We start from the raw sequence: 14,237 nt of genomic DNA on the forward strand, positions 1-14,237 counted from the left end.
ACCGTTCGGCCAAAGCCGTTGGCTTATTCTTCCTCGATGCCGAGCTTGGCCTTGACAAGAGCCTGAACGGCCTGCGGATTGGCCTTGCCGCCGGTCGCCTTCATGACCTGGCCGACGAACCAGCCGGCAAGCGTCGGCTTCGCCTTGACCTTGGCGACCTGATCGGGGTTGGCGGCGATGATCTCATCGACGGCCTTCTCGATCGCGCCGGTATCCGTCACCTGCTTCAGGCCGCGGCTTTCGACGATCTCGGCGGGGTCGCCGCCTTCGTTGAGGATGATTTCAAAAACATCCTTGGCGATCTTGCCGGAGATGGTCTCCGCCTTGATGAGGTCGATGATGGCGCCGAGCTGAGCCGGAGAAACAGGCGTTTCCTCGATATCCTTGCCGGTGCGGTTCAGCGCACCGAGCAGGTCGTTGATGACCCAGTTGGCGGCAGCCTTGCCGTCACGGCCTTCGGCAACGGCTTCGAAGTAGTCGGCGATCGCCTTTTCCGAGACGAGCACCGAAGCGTCGTAGATCGAGAGACCGAGCTCACGAACGAAACGCTCTTTTTTGTCGTCGGGCAGCTCCGGCAGATGCTGAGCCAGATCACGGACAAAAGCATCGTCGAATTCGAGCGGCAGTAGGTCCGGATCGGGGAAATAGCGATAGTCATGCGCATCTTCCTTGGTGCGCATGGACCGCGTCTCGCCCTTGTTCGGATCGAACAGACGGGTTTCCTGATCGATCGAACCGCCGTCCTCCAGAATGCCGATCTGGCGGCGGGCTTCGTATTCGATGGCTTGGCCGATGAAGCGGATGGAGTTGACATTCTTGATTTCGCAGCGCGTGCCGAAGGGCTCGCCCGGGCGGCGCACGGAGACGTTGACGTCGGCGCGCATGGAGCCTTCATCCATGTTGCCGTCGCAGGTGCCAAGGTAGCGCACGATCGAGCGCAGCTTCGTCATGTAGGCCTTGGCCTCATCCGACGTGCGCATATCCGGCTTGGAGACGATTTCCATCAACGCAACGCCGGAACGGTTGAGGTCCACATAGGACATAGTCGGATGCTGGTCGTGCATCGACTTACCGGCGTCCTGTTCCAGGTGCAGGCGCTCGATGCCGATCTCGATATCCTCGAACTGGCCCTGGCGGTCCGGGCCGAGGGAGATGACAATCTTGCCCTCGCCGACGATCGGGTCCTTGTACTGCGAGATCTGATAGCCCTGCGGCAGGTCCGGATAGAAATAGTTCTTGCGGTCGAAGACCGAACGCTTGTTGATCGCGGCCTTCAGGCCGAGGCCGGTGCGCACCGCCTGCTTGACACATTCCTCGTTGATGACGGGCAGCATGCCGGGCATGGCCGCATCGACGAGCGAGACGTTCGAATTCTGCGGCTTGCCGAATTCCGTCGAGGCGCCGGAGAAAAGCTTGGAATTGGAAAGCACCTGGGCATGGACTTCCAAGCCGATGATGACTTCCCAATCGCCGGTGGCGCCGGGGATATAACGTTTCGGATCAGGCGTGCGAACGTCGACAATGGTCATGAGATGCTCTTCGAAGGCTGTTCTTTTCAACAGGTGAGGTAAAGGAAATGGCCTGCCGGTGCAAGGCTTTCGGCAGCCTAGAAACCCGGGCCGTAGCCTTCCGGCTCTTGCGGGCCAAGATGCTTGCTGAGACCGACTGATGGCACGTCGCGGTCTAGCTTCGGATTATAGGCGACCGAAAGCCAGTGGATCGCGTAGCCGTGCTTCTGGAAAAAGGAGATCGCCTCTGTATTTCCAGAATGGGTCTGCATCGCAGCCTGCTCAAAACCCTGCTCAAAGATATCGGCCTCGATACGCTCCAGCAGTGCAGTACCAAGCCCCTGACGGTTGAAACTCGGATCGATCCAGAAGTCGGAAATGGTCTCGTCCAGCCCTTCGCGCGCGGCCCAGCCGGCGACCTGCCCGTTCTGTTCAACGACAGTGATGGTGAGCCAGTTGCTGTCCACGAACGTTCGGAAGGCAGTACGGGCTCCATCCGTCATGGCGTCCGATTCGCCGATCAATGCCATCGCTCTTTGCCAGGCTCGCAAGCCGATTTCGCTCAAGAGTTGCGTGTCGCCTTCGCGGGCATTGCGAATGTGGATCAATGGCACCTCCGCGTTACTACAGAGAGTAGACCATTGAGTCGGGGAGTTTTCCAGCCCCTGCAATGAGATGAAGAAGCGAAAGCAATATTATGGGCGGCTTTTTTGTTCCGCTGCGCCTGCTTGACCGGATTGTGGTTGCTGATAAAAAGCCCGTCAGAGGTGTTTTATGTCTAACCTGCCTGAGACCCGGTAAAGGCCCTGCCCGCAAGCACAGCTTCGCGCGCATGGGCCCGAAAAACGAAGCCGCGGCGTATCGGCTAAGCCCGATCGCCAAATCGTTTTCGTGCGCCTTCATGAAGGCGCGTTTCCGGATCAACAGCAATGGACATCTCGCGCGCAGAACAGCGCATCCTGCACCTTATGGCCCAGGGCGGCCGTATCGAAATTACCCGCGATGACAATAAAAAGATCGAAACGGTGAGTTGTTTCACCCGCGACGGCTGGGTCTATCCCGGCTTCGGCATGGAGCTTTTCCGCAAGCTGAAACGGCTGAAGGCAATCAAATCTTCCGCCGGTCAGCCCTATCGGATCACCGAAAGAGGACTGCAGCTCGTCAGGTCGCAGCTCGATAATAGATAGGTCTGACAAGCGCCTGGCCGTGCGGCGACGTCGTCGTGCGGCCAGGAACGTTTCAGAGCTTTTCAGAAAGCTCTGTGCGCATCGCCGTCCACTCCTCGGCAATCGTGCCTGCTCCGATCGTCTTGCCGGCGCGGCGATACCAGTAGCCGGCGTTCCAGTCGTCGCCTTCAACGCGATGGCAAAGGGCATGGCCCCAGTCGAAAACCTGTTCACCCTCGTGGTTCTGGCAGATTTCGTGAACCGCCTCCCACTCTGCGCCTAATTTAAAGCCGTTGGCAGCGAGGCGATCAAAGGCCCCGATCAACCGCGCAAGATCTTGTTTCGGCATGAGGCCCTCCTCGCAAAGACCTCCTTCTATAACAGGCGCCGCCTCGAAATCCGAGACGGCGCCTGCCTTTCTTCAATCGCGGAGATTGATGATGTCATTCATCAATCCGCCGGTGCCGTTGTGGATGGTCAGGTGACCAACCTTGCCAGCAATGGTTTCAAGGGCCTCAAGCTCCTTCAGACGCAGCATGACCGGGTTTTCGGCCATGACCTTCGCCGTGTTGAGGAGCGAACGCGTGGCGTTCGTTTCCTCACGGCGACGAATGACATTCGCTTCGGCCTGCTTCTCAGCAGCAACGACCTGGTTGAGGATCTCACGCATCTCACCCGGCAGGATCACGTCCTTGAGTTCGATACCGGAAACCTCGATGCCAACAGCCGCCATGTCCTCACGGACCTTTTCGGCGGCTTCGGCATTGATCGTCACCTTACGCTCGAGAATCTGGTCGAGGGTCAGGCTGCCAAGCGTGCGGCGGAAGACAAACTGAAGCGCGCGGTAGAGCCCATCCGAGAAGTCCTTCACCACAGTCACCGCCTTGACCGGGTCTACGACACGGTATTCGGCAGAGATGTTGATACGGATCGTCACGCGGTCACGGGTCAGGAGTTCCTGGCCAGCAACATCGAGCGTCTGCCACTTCAGGTCGATCACCTTCACCTGGAAAGCCTTGCCGACATTCCAGAAAGAGTGGATGCCTGCGGACAGCATTCCGGACTGCACGCCGTCAATGAAAAGCAGGCCGACCTGTCCCTCATTGACCAGATGCACGCTCACCGCCTCGGCCTTTCGGGCCTGCACGATGCGGCGCATCAGCGCCGGGTCGACGGTCAGCTTCTCCGAAACGTCGATCCGCTTTTCCGCCCAGGGTCCAGCGTCCTTCCAGACGATCAGCTTCTGGTTCGGCAGCATTACTGCAAAGATTGCGCCATCCCGCTCGATCACCGCCACCTCCGCGGCAGCGGTGCGGAAAACGGCCAGGCTCTGCTCGGCGACATCAGGGAACTTGTCGAACAGAGCCTTCTCGTAAGCCGAAACGAATACCGGGTTGTTCAGGTCGTGGCGGGCGATCTCAAGACTATTGCGTGTGTTCGGCAGCCAGTGCAGGCCCGATCCGTACACACCTATAGTCTGGCCCTTGTTCAGGGCGATCACACGTTCATTTTCCTTCACAAGGACGCGCCTGCGTCCCAAAATCATCGAGAGAAGTTCTATCATGTTCGTTGCTCCTTCGGTTCGCTAAGTCATCGACCGATTTTTCCTTGCGTTTGTGTTTCACTCGTTCAGTTCAGGCATTCATACCCGGCATTGATCCGGGAACCGGTGGCAGGCGGCGTCTGCGGAACAATAGGAGAGGACGCTGCGGCAGGCAGGCGGGCCTTGGAGCGTGCTCCTCGGCAGACCGGTCTGCGGCTTGATCGTCACTATCGTTCTGGCTTGCGCCCCTGGTTCTGGAATGGGCCGAGACCTTTCAGCCTCTTTCCGCTCCTCGACATTCCGGTCCCCGAACCGTCAATTTCAGCTTTTCTGGTACCGCAAACCAGCGCTTGGAGAAGGATTCGAACCTTCGACATTCAGATTACAAGTCTGACGCTCTACCCACTGAGCCATCCAATGGTGCAAATAGTAGGACTCGAACCCACGACCTCCGGATGCCAAATCCGGCGCTCTTCCTCTGAGCTATATCCGCTTCCGACCTCCGATGCGGCATCCGTATACAGGGCGGCAAAGCCGGCTGCACGAGAGGAGGTTTTGAACTCCATCCGTTGATGTCCACACCGGCTGACGACCGGGAGGCTGCGTTTAAGGTATTTCGCGGTGTTATGGCAATGGGAAAATTGAAACGCTAAGTTGCGAACCTCCGTTCGTTGCACAAATGCAACAGGCTTGCCGCGCTAGTCCTCGGCTAATTGCTTCTGCAAATGCACCTTTTCGAGTGGGACGCCCATGCTCTTCGCAAACTCGATACCATGCCAGATGATCTTGAAACCGCAGCGCTCGTAAAGGCGGATTGCACCGCTGTTCTTCGCATGCGTGTCGAGCCGCGCCGTTTCCAGGCCTTCGCCTTTCATCAGCTCGCAGAGATGAAACAGCAGCGCTTTGCCGATGCCTTTGCCCTGATGATCGGGATGCACCCAAAGGTCGGAAATATAGTTTGGCACATTCTCCCGTGCGCTCCAGCCGACGATTCCTCCGTCAAGTTCAGCGACGAAGATCTCACCCATCGTCTCATCCGGAAAAATCGCGAATTCCTGCTTCACCCGGTCGATGACAGCGGGATCTCGATAGCTGTCTTCAAAGGCGTTGCTTGCTGCCCATGCGGCAAAACCAACAACGCCGACCATTTTGTGGTCGGCGTCTGCAATCTTTCGTATCGTTGGAGCGGTTACCACCACTTGGCAGGCGTAAACTTGCCGGCGGCCTGTTCGATAACATGGGCGGTCTTGAAGAGGGTTTCCTCGTCGAAGGCCTTGCCGATGAGCTGCAGGCCGAGCGGCAGACCCTTGTGGTCGAGGCCCGCGGGAACGGCGATGCCTGGCAGGCCTGCCATGTTCACCGTGACCGTGAAGATGTCGTTCAGGTACATCTTCACCGGATCGGCGGCGAGGTTCTCGTCTGCAACGCCAAAGGCGGACGAAGGGGTGGCCGGCGTCAGGATGGCGTCGACGCCGGCATCGAAGGCGAGTTCGAAGTCGCGCTTGATCAGCGTGCGGACCTTCTGGGCGCGCAGGTAATAGGCGTCGTAGTAACCGGCCGACAGAACATAGGTGCCGATCATGATGCGGCGCTTAACTTCCTGGCCGAAGCCGGCGGCGCGCGTCTTCTCGTACATGTCGACGATATCCTTGCCGTCGACGCGCAGGCCGTAGCGCACGCCATCGTAACGGGCGAGGTTCGACGAGGCTTCGGCGGGCGCCACGATGTAGTAGGCCGGAAGGGCGTATTTCGTGTGGGGCAGCGAGATGTTGACGATCTCGGCACCGGCATCCTTCAGCCAGGCGATGCCCTGCTGCCAGATGGCCTCGATCTCATCGGGCATGCCATCGACGCGATATTCGTTCGGAATGCCGATCTTCATGCCCTTCAGCGACTGGCCGATGGCGGCTTCGTAATCCGGAACCGGCAGATCGACGGAAGTCGTGTCCTTGGCATCGACGCTTGCCATCGACTTCAGGAGGATTGCGGCATCGCGCACGTCGCGGGCGATCGGGCCGGCCTGATCGAGCGAGGAAGCGAAGGCAACCGTGCCCCAGCGCGAGCAGCGGCCATATGTCGGCTTGATGCCGACTGTACCGGTGAAGGCAGCCGGCTGGCGGATCGAGCCGCCTGTGTCTGTTGCAGTAGCACCTGCGCAGAGATGGGCGGCAACGGCTGCAGCCGAACCACCGGAAGAGCCGCCCGGAACGAGCTGCTGGTTAGAGCCGGCGGCGCGCCAAGGGTTGATGACAGCGCCATAGTGCGAGGTTTCGTTGGAAGAGCCCATCGCGAACTCGTCCATGTTCAGCTTGCCGAGCATGACGGCACCGTCATCCCAGAGGTTCTGGGTCACGGTCGATTCATAACGCGGCTCGAAACCGTCGAGAATATGGCTGCAGGCCTGGGTGTGCACGCCGACGGTGGCGAACAGATCCTTGATGCCGAGCGGGATGCCTTCGAGATCGCCGGCCTTGCCGGCGGCAATGCGTTCGTCGGAGTTCTTTGCCATGAGGTGGGCGAGATCCGGCGTGACCTTGATATAAGCGTTAAGATGGCCATTGGCCGCATCGATCGCCGAGATATAGGCCTCGGTCAGTTCGGTCGCGGTGATTTCCTTGGCGCGCAGCTTCTGGCGGGCTTCGGCAATGGTCAGGTTGGTGAGTTCGCTCATCGTGTTTTCGCTTCAGGTCTGAAAATGGCAACAGGGTCGGAAAGAGGCGGACAAAGCCTTATTCGACGACTTTCGGCACCAGGAAGAAATTGTGGTCGGTGATCGGCGCATTGGCAACGACGTCGGCGGCCTTGTTGCCGTCATTGACGATATCGGTGCGCTTCTTCATGTCCATCGGAGTCACTGAGGTCATGGCTTCGACGCCCTCGACGTCAACTTCGGAGAGCTGCTCGACGAAGCCGAGGATGCCGTTCAATTCACCAACCATACGATTTGCCTCTTCTTCCGAGACGGCAATACGGGCAAGGCGCGCAACGCGCTTAACGGTGGCGAGATCGACGGACATGGCATTCTCCGGATAGCAATTTTCCTATCGCTATAAAGACCATGTCCGTCCTGTGCAACGGGTTTGCCTTTTCGGCAATGCAGAATTCCTGCCCTCAAACTCACCGGGATTTGAGGGCTTATGCATCAGAACGACAGGCTTTCGCCGGGCTTCGGCGCCTTCACTTGCGTCTTCGACGCTTCCATGCCGGCAATGAATTTTTCCGGCGTCTGGTCGATGATCGGGAAGGTGCCGTAGTGGCAGGGAATGGCCGTCTTGAAGTTGAAGTAGCGCTGGCAGGCAAGAGCCGCCACCGCGCCGCCCATGGTGAAGCGGTCGCCGATCGGCACGATACCGATATCGGGCTGATGCAGTTCGTTGATCAGCGCCATATCCGAAAAGATATCCGTGTCGCCCATGTGGAAGAGGCTCGGCTCGTCGTCGAAATGCAGCATGAGGCCGTTCGCGCTGCCGAGCGAATGCGAAACACCGTCTTCCGTCGTCTGGGCGGAAGAATGCAGCGCATTGGTGAAGGTGGCGGTGAAGCCACCAAGCGAGACCGTGCCGCCGGTATTACCCATTTCCAGCTTTTCAACACCCTTCGTACCAAGCCAGGAGGCAAGATCGGCATTGGCGAGAACGACGGCACCGGTCTCCCTGGCGATGGCTACGGTATCGCCGACATGGTCACCGTGGCCGTGGGTCAGCAGGATATGGGTGATGCCCTTGGTCACATCCTTTATGTCCTGGCCGGCAAAGGACGAGTTATAGGTCAGGAAAGGGTCGATCAGGATTTTGGCCGCTTTCGTCTCGATACGGAAAGCAGAATGGCCGAGCCAGGTGATCTTCATGAAAAGTCTCCTTTATTACGTGATGCAAAAGGCGATTTCGGAGGCCAGAAAGGCTTGGGACAATTCTGGCCGGAAAACCGTTTCGCACTTTTCCTGGAATTGCACTAAGGACATAGCCGATATGGCCGCAAAGAAAAGCGGCGGGAACTTCAATTTCTTTTGACAGGATAACATAGCAATGACGGTGCTTACGATCGAGGAACTGGCCGGAATACTCGACCCTGGACAGGCGATCGCAGGCCTCGATCTCGGCACCAAGACGATCGGCCTTGCCATGTCCGATCTCGGACGCCGCTTTGCGACGCCGCGCCCGGTCCTCAAGCGTGAGAAATTCAGCATCGATGCTGAGACGCTGCTGAGTTTTGCCGCGAAGGAGAAAGTTGCGGCGTTCGTTATCGGCCTGCCGATGAATATGGACGGGTCGACAGGACCGCGCGTGCAGGCGACGCGGGCTTTCGTGCGCAATATGGAGCAGAAGACCGCCCTTCCCTTCATCTATTGGGATGAGCGGCTATCGACGGTGGCGGCCGAACGGGCCCTGCTGGAAATGGATGTTTCGCGGGCAAAACGCGCCGAACGCATCGATTCGGCCGCAGCGAGCTTCATCCTTCAGGGAGCGCTCGACAGGCTTTCCTTGCTGGGGAGATCGGCAGACGACACGGAGGCGTGACGCGCCTTCCACCAGCCGGCGATCTGGCGGCGCTTGCGGAAGCCCATGATGGCAAAGACGACGAGGCTGTCGACGGCGATCGCTCGGGCGACGAGCGGAGGGATTTCCTGCGGCGGCAGGCCGAGCGCCTTGCCGTAAATCTGGAAGGTCAGGTCATGGACCTGCCGCGTCAGCATGAAGATGCCGAAGTTCAGATCGTAGTAAGAAAGCCAGTACCATCCCGCCAGGAAGACGATCGGACCGGCCCAGAAGATCAGAAACCACTTCATGCGGCCTCTCCTTCGTGCTTGCGCAGGACCGGCATATCAAGGGAAACGAGCCAGACCGACGATGCCATAATGCAGAGTACGAGCGTGGGCACGGCAATATCCAGCGCCAGCACGGCGAAAAACATCATCGCCGCGACAAGCAACGCGGTTCTGGCTGCTCTGGTTCCCATGACTGAACTCGGGTCCACATTCGTTACATTTCTAATGTGGACCACACTGGCGGGTTAACCAGCACCACGCAACGTAAACCAATTGTTAAGGTTAACGGTCGGGCGGAGGCTGTGGATTGTTCAGCCGTAGACGCCGCGCACCAGCCGCTTCAACGCACCGGCTGCCTTCTCCCAGTCCTTGCCGTTCTTCAACACCAGCCCCGCGCACTGGCCGCCGGCAGCCGCCGAAAGCACGAGATGCTGGATGGAAGCAAAGATCAGAGCATTGACGGCCGCGGTATCGACGCCCTTAGGCGGCGTCAGCGATCCGCGCATGCGGTCGAGCCAGAGCCCCAGCGCTTTCGAGCGCGCTTCGGAAAGGCGCCTCACCTGCTCGGTATTTTCCGATATCTCCCAGGCGACGATGCGGCGCATCAAGGGATCGTCGCGCAGCGCTTCCAGGAAAAGCAGCGACAGCCGCTCCATCAGGTCGCCATAGGTCAGGAGGAACATGCCGCCGGTATCTTCGGGGATGCGATCCTTGACCCAATTGCCGAGATCGGCGCCGATCGCCTCGACAAGGCCATCGAGGCCGCCATAATAGCGGTAGATGAGTTGCTTGTCGCAGCCGGCGCGGCGGGCGACGGCATTGATGCCGAAATTCTGGAAGCCTTCTTCCGCCAGCAGGTTCTTGGCGGCTTTCAGGATGGCGCGCTCAGTCGCGCTTCTGTCGCGGATGCGCCTTTCAGGTTCAGCAGCACCCGTCTGTTCGAGCACGGCCACGGCACTTTCATTCAGCATTCGGTCAACCCCGGTCTGTCACCAATCGGTGAGTAACAGTGGAATTTTCCATCTACAATCCTATCTAATTGAGAAGACTGTGGATATTGATTGTCCGCGGCTCTGCTGACGCTGGTGGGCGGCCCGGCGGCATTTTTCATCCCACATAGCGCGCCCGAGAAATCTTGCCCTTGCGGTTGATCGCGATGGACGAACCCGGCATAGCTGCATTATGAAAAGAGACGACAATTTCTGCTAAGGCCTTGCAATGGTGAATTATATCGAAGCCGCAACCGCGCCGCCGAAGAATACCGGCGCCATCAGGCTTTATGGCCCTGAAGCATTTGAGGGAATGCGCAACGCGTGCCAGCTGACCGCGCGCTGCCTCGATGCGCTTGCCGATATCGTCAAGCCGGGCCTCGCAACCAATGAAATCGACCGTTTCGTTTTCGAATTCGGCATGGATAACGGCGCCTATCCGGCGACGCTGAACTATCGCGGCTATACGAAGTCCACCTGTACTTCGATCAATCATGTGGTCTGCCACGGCATTCCTGATGACAAGCCGCTGCGCGAGGGTGATATCGTCAATATAGACGTGACCTTCGTCGTCGATGGCTGGCATGGCGATTCGAGCCGCATGTATCCGGTCGGCCAGGTCAAGCGCGCTGCTGAACGCCTGCTGGAAGTGACCTATGAGTCGCTGATGCGCGGTATCGCCGCCGTTCATCCCGGCGCACGCACCGGCGCGATCGGCGAAGCGATCCAGACCTATGCAGAAGCCGAGCGCTGCTCCGTCGTGCGCGATTTCTGCGGCCATGGTGTCGGCCGTCTCTTCCACGATTCGCCAAACATCCTGCATTACGGCCGCGCCAATGAAGGGCCGGAACTGCGCGAGGGCATGATCTTCACCATCGAGCCGATGATCAATCTCGGACGCCCGCATGTGAAAGTGCTGGCGGACGGCTGGACTGCCGTGACGCGCGATCGCTCGCTGTCAGCGCAGTACGAACATACGGTCGGCGTAACCGCCAATGGCTGCGAGATCTTCACGCTTTCGCCCGCCGGCCTCGATCGGCCGGGCCTGCCACCGCTGAACGGGTGATATCATCCATGGCGAAAGGCCCCGTTCCGCAGGCTAGCGATGACGAATTGCCTTTCGACATGGACGAGGATATCGCCGTGGACGAACGGGCGTTTTTCGGACAGCCGGCAAAGGCCGCGATTCCTGCAAAAAAATCCGCCTTGCCCGCCAGGGAAGAGCATTATCACGGCCATCGCGAAAGGCTGCGCAACCGCTTCCGTGAGAATGGCGATACAGCGCTCGCCGACTATGAAATCCTCGAACTCCTGCTTTTCCGGCTGATCCCACGCCGCGACACGAAACCGATCGCCAAGGCATTGATCGACCGCTTCGGTTCGCTTGCCGCCGTCTTCGGCGCACCGGCAGCACTGCTGCAGGAGGTCAAAGGCGTCGGAGAGGCGGTGGCGCTGGATCTGAAGCTGATATCGTCCATTAGCCATCGCGCGCTGAAGAGCGAGCTCAAGGGCAAGCAAGTGCTTTCCTCCTGGTCGTCGGTCATCCAATATTGTCATGCGGCGATGGCGCATGAGACGCGCGAGCAGTTCCGTATTCTCTTCCTCGACAAGCGCAATGCGCTGATCGCCGACGAGGTGCAGGGGCGCGGAACGGTGGACCACACACCCGTCTATCCGCGTGAGGTGGTAAGGCGGGCGCTCGAGCTTTCGGCAACGGCGCTTATTCTCGTCCACAATCATCCCTCGGGCGACCCGACGCCATCGCGCGCCGATATCGAGATGACGAAGATGATCATCGATGCTGCGAAGCCGCTTGGTATTGCCATCCACGATCACATCATCATTGGCAAAGACGGACAGGCGAGCCTCAAAGGCCTGCGCTTGATATAAGACCCCGGCTAAGGCATGAAAAAGCCATCTTGGCGTTCTCCAAGCTGAATGACTGACAACAGGATGGGAATTATGGGCATTTCTCCTGGTCGCCTGTACGCGCCGCCAAGCCTTCGATCGCTGATACGACTGACACTTCTGCTGCTTGTGGTAACCGGTCTCTATCTCGGCTACCTGCAGCTTTCGACCAATGTACATGCGGTCGTCGATGGCCAGGTGTATCGCTCCGCTCAGCCCTCCCCCGCAAAGCTTGGCGAACTGGTCAAGGAATACGGCATCAAGTCCGTACTGAACCTGCGCGGCGACAGCAGCGGCGAAGCCTGGTACGACAACGAGATCGCCGCAGCAAAGGGACTTAATGTCCAGCATATCGATTTCCATATGTCGGCGACGAAGGAACTCTCCGTCGAGGAAGGGCGCCAGCTGATGGCGATCATGGCCGCCGCGCCTAAGCCGATGCTCATCCACTGCAAGGCCGGCGCCGACCGTACAGGGCTGGCTTCGGCCATCTATGTCGCCGGTGTTGCCAAGGAAGGAGAGATGGCTGCGGAGTCGCAGATCTCGCTGACATACGGCCATCTGTCGCTTTTCTTCATCGGCGCCTATGCGATGGACCGCACATTCGAGCGGCTTGAGCCAATGTTCGGCTTTTTGAACTCCTAAACTGCACCGGGATACAAACTGTAACATTGACCGGCTACCGATGAACGCGCGACATTTCGCGTCGCAATATGATTCCAATTCCAGTTCGGGGCTAAAGATGTTCCAGTACGATCTCGTGGTAGTCGGCAGCGGTCCGGCAGGGCGCCGCGGCGCAATCCAGGCTGCAAAACTCGGCAAGAAAGTGCTGGTCATCGAGCAGGGAAAACGTGTCGGCGGCGTGTCCGTCCATACAGGCACGATCCCTTCCAAGACGCTGCGCGAAACCGCACTCAATCTTTCCGGCTGGCGTGAGCGCGGCTTTTACGGCCGCAGCTACCGCGTCAAGCAGGAGATCAGTGCTGAAGACCTGCGCCGTCGCCTGCTGATCACGCTGGATCATGAAGTGGAAGTGCTCGAACATCAGTTCGCCCGCAACCGCGTCCAGCACATCCGCGGCAAGGCAAGCTTCGTCGATACCAATACCCTGCAGATCATCAAGGACGACGGCGACACGATGACGGTGACCGGCGCCAGCATCCTGCTCGCCGTCGGTACCAAACCGTTTCGGCCCGATTACATGCCCTTCGACAGCAAGACCGTGCTCGACAGCGACGAACTGCTCGATATCGAGGAATTGCCGCGCAGCATGGTCGTCATCGGCGCCGGCGTCATCGGTATTGAATATGCCACGATCTTTTCGGCACTGGATACGGCCGTGACCGTCATTGATCCAAAGTCGACCATGCTCGACTTTATTGACAAGGAAATCATCGAGGATTTCACCTATCAGCTGCGCGACCGCAATATGAAGCTGCTGCTCGGCACAAAGGCCGAGAAGGTCGAGCGGCTTGAGACAGGCAAAGTGCAGCTGACACTCGACAGCGGCCGGCATCTCGTGACCGACATGGTGCTTTTCGCCGCCGGGCGCATGGGCGCCACCGACACACTCAACCTGGAGGCCATCGGTCTCGAGGCGGACAGCCGCGGGCGCCTGAAGGTCAATCCCGAGACGTTCCAGACGTCCGTGCCTAATATCTATGCCGCCGGCGACGTTGTCGGCTTTCCGAGCCTTGCCTCAACCTCGATGGAACAGGGCCGCATTGCTGCGCGCGTCGCAATCGGCGCCGTTGCCAAGGAGCCGCAGAAATATTTCCCCTACGGCATCTATGCCGTGCCTGAAATTTCCACCTGCGGCCTGACCGAAGAGGAAATGAAGGAGCGTGGCATTCCCTATGAGTGCGGTATTGCCCGTTTCCGGGAGACATCGCGCGGCCACATCATGGGTCTCGATACGGGTCTTCTGAAGCTCATCTTCTCGTTAAAGACGCGCCGCCTGCTCGGCGTACACATCGTCGGCGAAGGTGCTACCGAGCTCGTGCATATCGGCCAGGCAGTGCTCAACCTGAAGGGCACTGTCGAATATTTCGTCGAAAATACCTTCAACTACCCGACGCTTGCCGAAGCCTATAAAATCGCCGGCCTCGATGCGTGGAACCGCATGGGCGATATAAAGTCCGAACTTTAAGGAAGCGAGGGGAACGCCCTCGCCTTTCCAGGCAACAGAATGTAAATCGCTGATACTTAAGTTTTATTTTTCAGCAGGGTGTCTCGTTGCACGCTACTGGCGATTGCCTGTGCCCTGCGCCAACTACCTATATCCTATGTCAAAAGATATTGGTAAGGTCAGCATGTTCGCGCTTTGCATCGTTCTGTTGCGTTTTGCTTACTGTCTCC

General features: G+C 58.8%; 17 protein-coding genes and 1 tRNA gene. 6 read left to right on the forward strand and 12 right to left on the reverse strand.

Annotated features, from left to right (window positions below; all coding sequences use genetic code 11):
- Positions 1–23: 23 nt before the first annotated feature.
- Together gatB and H4W29_RS00755 are read right to left on the reverse strand one after the other, a co-directional pair.
- Entirely contained in the window at positions 24–1,529 is a 1,506-nt protein-coding gene (gene gatB / locus H4W29_RS00750) for an Asp-tRNA(Asn)/Glu-tRNA(Gln) amidotransferase subunit GatB (protein ID WP_192727256.1), read from the reverse strand.
- Between the two features lie 77 nt (positions 1,530–1,606).
- Positions 1,607–2,116 (reverse strand): GNAT family N-acetyltransferase, encoded by a 510-nt coding sequence (locus H4W29_RS00755; protein WP_192727257.1) that lies wholly within the window; start codon positions 2,114–2,116, stop codon positions 1,607–1,609.
- A gap of 321 nt (positions 2,117–2,437) precedes the next feature.
- Here H4W29_RS00755 and H4W29_RS00760 point away from each other — a divergent pair, with 321 nt between their 5' ends.
- Entirely contained in the window at positions 2,438–2,695 is a 258-nt protein-coding gene (locus tag H4W29_RS00760; protein ID WP_183821957.1) for a YjhX family toxin, read from the forward strand.
- A gap of 52 nt (positions 2,696–2,747) precedes the next feature.
- On the opposite strand, the gene H4W29_RS00765 is transcribed toward H4W29_RS00760, so the two are convergent.
- The 7 genes from H4W29_RS00765 to H4W29_RS00795 form a co-directional block, all read right to left on the reverse strand.
- Complete coding sequence (locus H4W29_RS00765; protein WP_192727258.1) at positions 2,748–3,023, reverse strand: hypothetical protein; 276 nt, start codon at positions 3,021–3,023, stop codon at positions 2,748–2,750.
- 72 nt (positions 3,024–3,095) lie between these two features.
- A complete protein-coding gene (locus tag H4W29_RS00770; protein ID WP_192730644.1) occupies positions 3,096–4,235 on the reverse strand; it encodes a slipin family protein in 1,140 nt (379 codons plus the stop codon).
- A gap of 400 nt (positions 4,236–4,635) precedes the next feature.
- Positions 4,636–4,710: transfer RNA gene (locus H4W29_RS00775), tRNA-Pro, on the reverse strand.
- 205 nt (positions 4,711–4,915) lie between these two features.
- Complete coding sequence (locus H4W29_RS00780; RefSeq protein ID WP_210332126.1) at positions 4,916–5,365, reverse strand: GNAT family N-acetyltransferase; 450 nt, start codon at positions 5,363–5,365, stop codon at positions 4,916–4,918.
- A 41-nt stretch (positions 5,366–5,406) separates the two neighbouring features.
- Complete coding sequence (gene gatA, locus H4W29_RS00785) at positions 5,407–6,888, reverse strand: Asp-tRNA(Asn)/Glu-tRNA(Gln) amidotransferase subunit GatA (protein WP_192727260.1); 1,482 nt, start codon at positions 6,886–6,888, stop codon at positions 5,407–5,409.
- A 58-nt stretch (positions 6,889–6,946) separates the two neighbouring features.
- A complete protein-coding gene (gene gatC / locus H4W29_RS00790; RefSeq protein ID WP_192727261.1) occupies positions 6,947–7,234 on the reverse strand; it encodes an Asp-tRNA(Asn)/Glu-tRNA(Gln) amidotransferase subunit GatC in 288 nt (95 codons plus the stop codon).
- A 125-nt stretch (positions 7,235–7,359) separates the two neighbouring features.
- Positions 7,360–8,064, reverse strand: a complete 705-nt coding sequence (locus H4W29_RS00795; RefSeq protein ID WP_192727262.1) for a metal-dependent hydrolase — start codon at positions 8,062–8,064, stop codon at positions 7,360–7,362.
- Between the two features lie 178 nt (positions 8,065–8,242).
- On the opposite strand from H4W29_RS00795, the gene ruvX reads away from it, so the two are divergent.
- Entirely contained in the window at positions 8,243–8,734 is a 492-nt protein-coding gene (ruvX, locus tag H4W29_RS00800) for a Holliday junction resolvase RuvX (protein ID WP_192727263.1), read from the forward strand.
- On the opposite strand, the gene H4W29_RS00805 is transcribed toward ruvX, so the two are convergent.
- The 3 genes from H4W29_RS00805 to H4W29_RS00815 form a co-directional block, all read right to left on the reverse strand.
- The gene (locus H4W29_RS00805) at positions 8,674–9,003 is read right to left on the reverse strand and encodes a DUF6105 family protein (protein ID WP_192727264.1); all 330 of its coding nucleotides are present in this window, start codon (positions 9,001–9,003) and stop codon (positions 8,674–8,676) included. The genes ruvX and H4W29_RS00805 overlap by 61 nt on opposite strands.
- Positions 9,000–9,173, reverse strand: a complete 174-nt coding sequence (locus H4W29_RS00810) for a hypothetical protein (protein WP_007813540.1) — start codon at positions 9,171–9,173, stop codon at positions 9,000–9,002. Before H4W29_RS00810 ends, H4W29_RS00805 begins: the two co-directional genes overlap by 4 nt.
- 120 nt (positions 9,174–9,293) lie before the next feature.
- On the reverse strand, positions 9,294–9,953 hold the full coding sequence (locus H4W29_RS00815) for a TetR/AcrR family transcriptional regulator (RefSeq protein WP_192727265.1): 660 nt from the start codon (positions 9,951–9,953) through the stop codon (positions 9,294–9,296).
- A 247-nt stretch (positions 9,954–10,200) separates the two neighbouring features.
- Here H4W29_RS00815 and map point away from each other — a divergent pair, with 247 nt between their 5' ends.
- The 4 genes from map (at position 10,201) to sthA (ending at position 14,028) form a co-directional block, all read left to right on the forward strand.
- On the forward strand, positions 10,201–11,037 hold the full coding sequence (gene map / locus H4W29_RS00820; RefSeq protein WP_037106360.1) for a type I methionyl aminopeptidase: 837 nt from the start codon (positions 10,201–10,203) through the stop codon (positions 11,035–11,037).
- Between the two features lie 8 nt (positions 11,038–11,045).
- Positions 11,046–11,861: a RadC family protein gene (gene radC / locus H4W29_RS00825; protein ID WP_192727266.1), complete on the forward strand. Its 816-nt coding sequence runs from the start codon at positions 11,046–11,048 to the stop codon at positions 11,859–11,861.
- Between the two features lie 72 nt (positions 11,862–11,933).
- Positions 11,934–12,524, forward strand: coding sequence for a dual specificity protein phosphatase family protein (locus tag H4W29_RS00830; protein ID WP_192727267.1), 591 nt, complete (start codon positions 11,934–11,936; stop codon positions 12,522–12,524).
- A 97-nt stretch (positions 12,525–12,621) separates the two neighbouring features.
- Positions 12,622–14,028: a Si-specific NAD(P)(+) transhydrogenase gene (sthA, locus tag H4W29_RS00835; RefSeq protein WP_192727268.1), complete on the forward strand. Its 1,407-nt coding sequence runs from the start codon at positions 12,622–12,624 to the stop codon at positions 14,026–14,028.
- Positions 14,029–14,237: the final 209 nt, after the last annotated feature.

It is taken from the genome of Rhizobium viscosum (genome assembly GCF_014873945.1).
GTDB classification, from domain to species: domain Bacteria; phylum Pseudomonadota; class Alphaproteobacteria; order Rhizobiales; family Rhizobiaceae; genus Rhizobium; species Rhizobium viscosum.

Bases quoted from the DNA above. Each gene is read 5' to 3' on its own strand.
- radC (WP_192727266.1), top strand. From the start codon at position 11,046: ATGGCGAAAGGCCCCGTTCCGCAGGCTAGCGATGACGAATTGCCTTTC.
- ruvX (WP_192727263.1), top strand. From the start codon at position 8,243: ATGACGGTGCTTACGATCGAGGAACTGGCCGGAATACTCGACCCTGGA.
- H4W29_RS00815 (WP_192727265.1), bottom strand. From the start codon at position 9,953: ATGCTGAATGAAAGTGCCGTGGCCGTGCTCGAACAGACGGGTGCTGCT.
- H4W29_RS00780 (WP_210332126.1), bottom strand. From the start codon at position 5,365: ATGGTCGGCGTTGTTGGTTTTGCCGCATGGGCAGCAAGCAACGCCTTT.
- gatA (WP_192727260.1), bottom strand. From the start codon at position 6,888: ATGAGCGAACTCACCAACCTGACCATTGCCGAAGCCCGCCAGAAGCTG.
- sthA (WP_192727268.1), top strand. From the start codon at position 12,622: ATGTTCCAGTACGATCTCGTGGTAGTCGGCAGCGGTCCGGCAGGGCGC.
- map (WP_037106360.1), top strand. From the start codon at position 10,201: ATGGTGAATTATATCGAAGCCGCAACCGCGCCGCCGAAGAATACCGGC.
- H4W29_RS00765 (WP_192727258.1), bottom strand. From the start codon at position 3,023: ATGCCGAAACAAGATCTTGCGCGGTTGATCGGGGCCTTTGATCGCCTC.
- H4W29_RS00805 (WP_192727264.1), bottom strand. From the start codon at position 9,003: ATGAAGTGGTTTCTGATCTTCTGGGCCGGTCCGATCGTCTTCCTGGCG.
- H4W29_RS00795 (WP_192727262.1), bottom strand. From the start codon at position 8,064: ATGAAGATCACCTGGCTCGGCCATTCTGCTTTCCGTATCGAGACGAAA.
- H4W29_RS00830 (WP_192727267.1), top strand. From the start codon at position 11,934: ATGGGCATTTCTCCTGGTCGCCTGTACGCGCCGCCAAGCCTTCGATCG.
- gatB (WP_192727256.1), bottom strand. From the start codon at position 1,529: ATGACCATTGTCGACGTTCGCACGCCTGATCCGAAACGTTATATCCCC.
- H4W29_RS00810 (WP_007813540.1), bottom strand. From the start codon at position 9,173: ATGGGAACCAGAGCAGCCAGAACCGCGTTGCTTGTCGCGGCGATGATG.
- gatC (WP_192727261.1), bottom strand. From the start codon at position 7,234: ATGTCCGTCGATCTCGCCACCGTTAAGCGCGTTGCGCGCCTTGCCCGT.
- H4W29_RS00760 (WP_183821957.1), top strand. From the start codon at position 2,438: ATGGACATCTCGCGCGCAGAACAGCGCATCCTGCACCTTATGGCCCAG.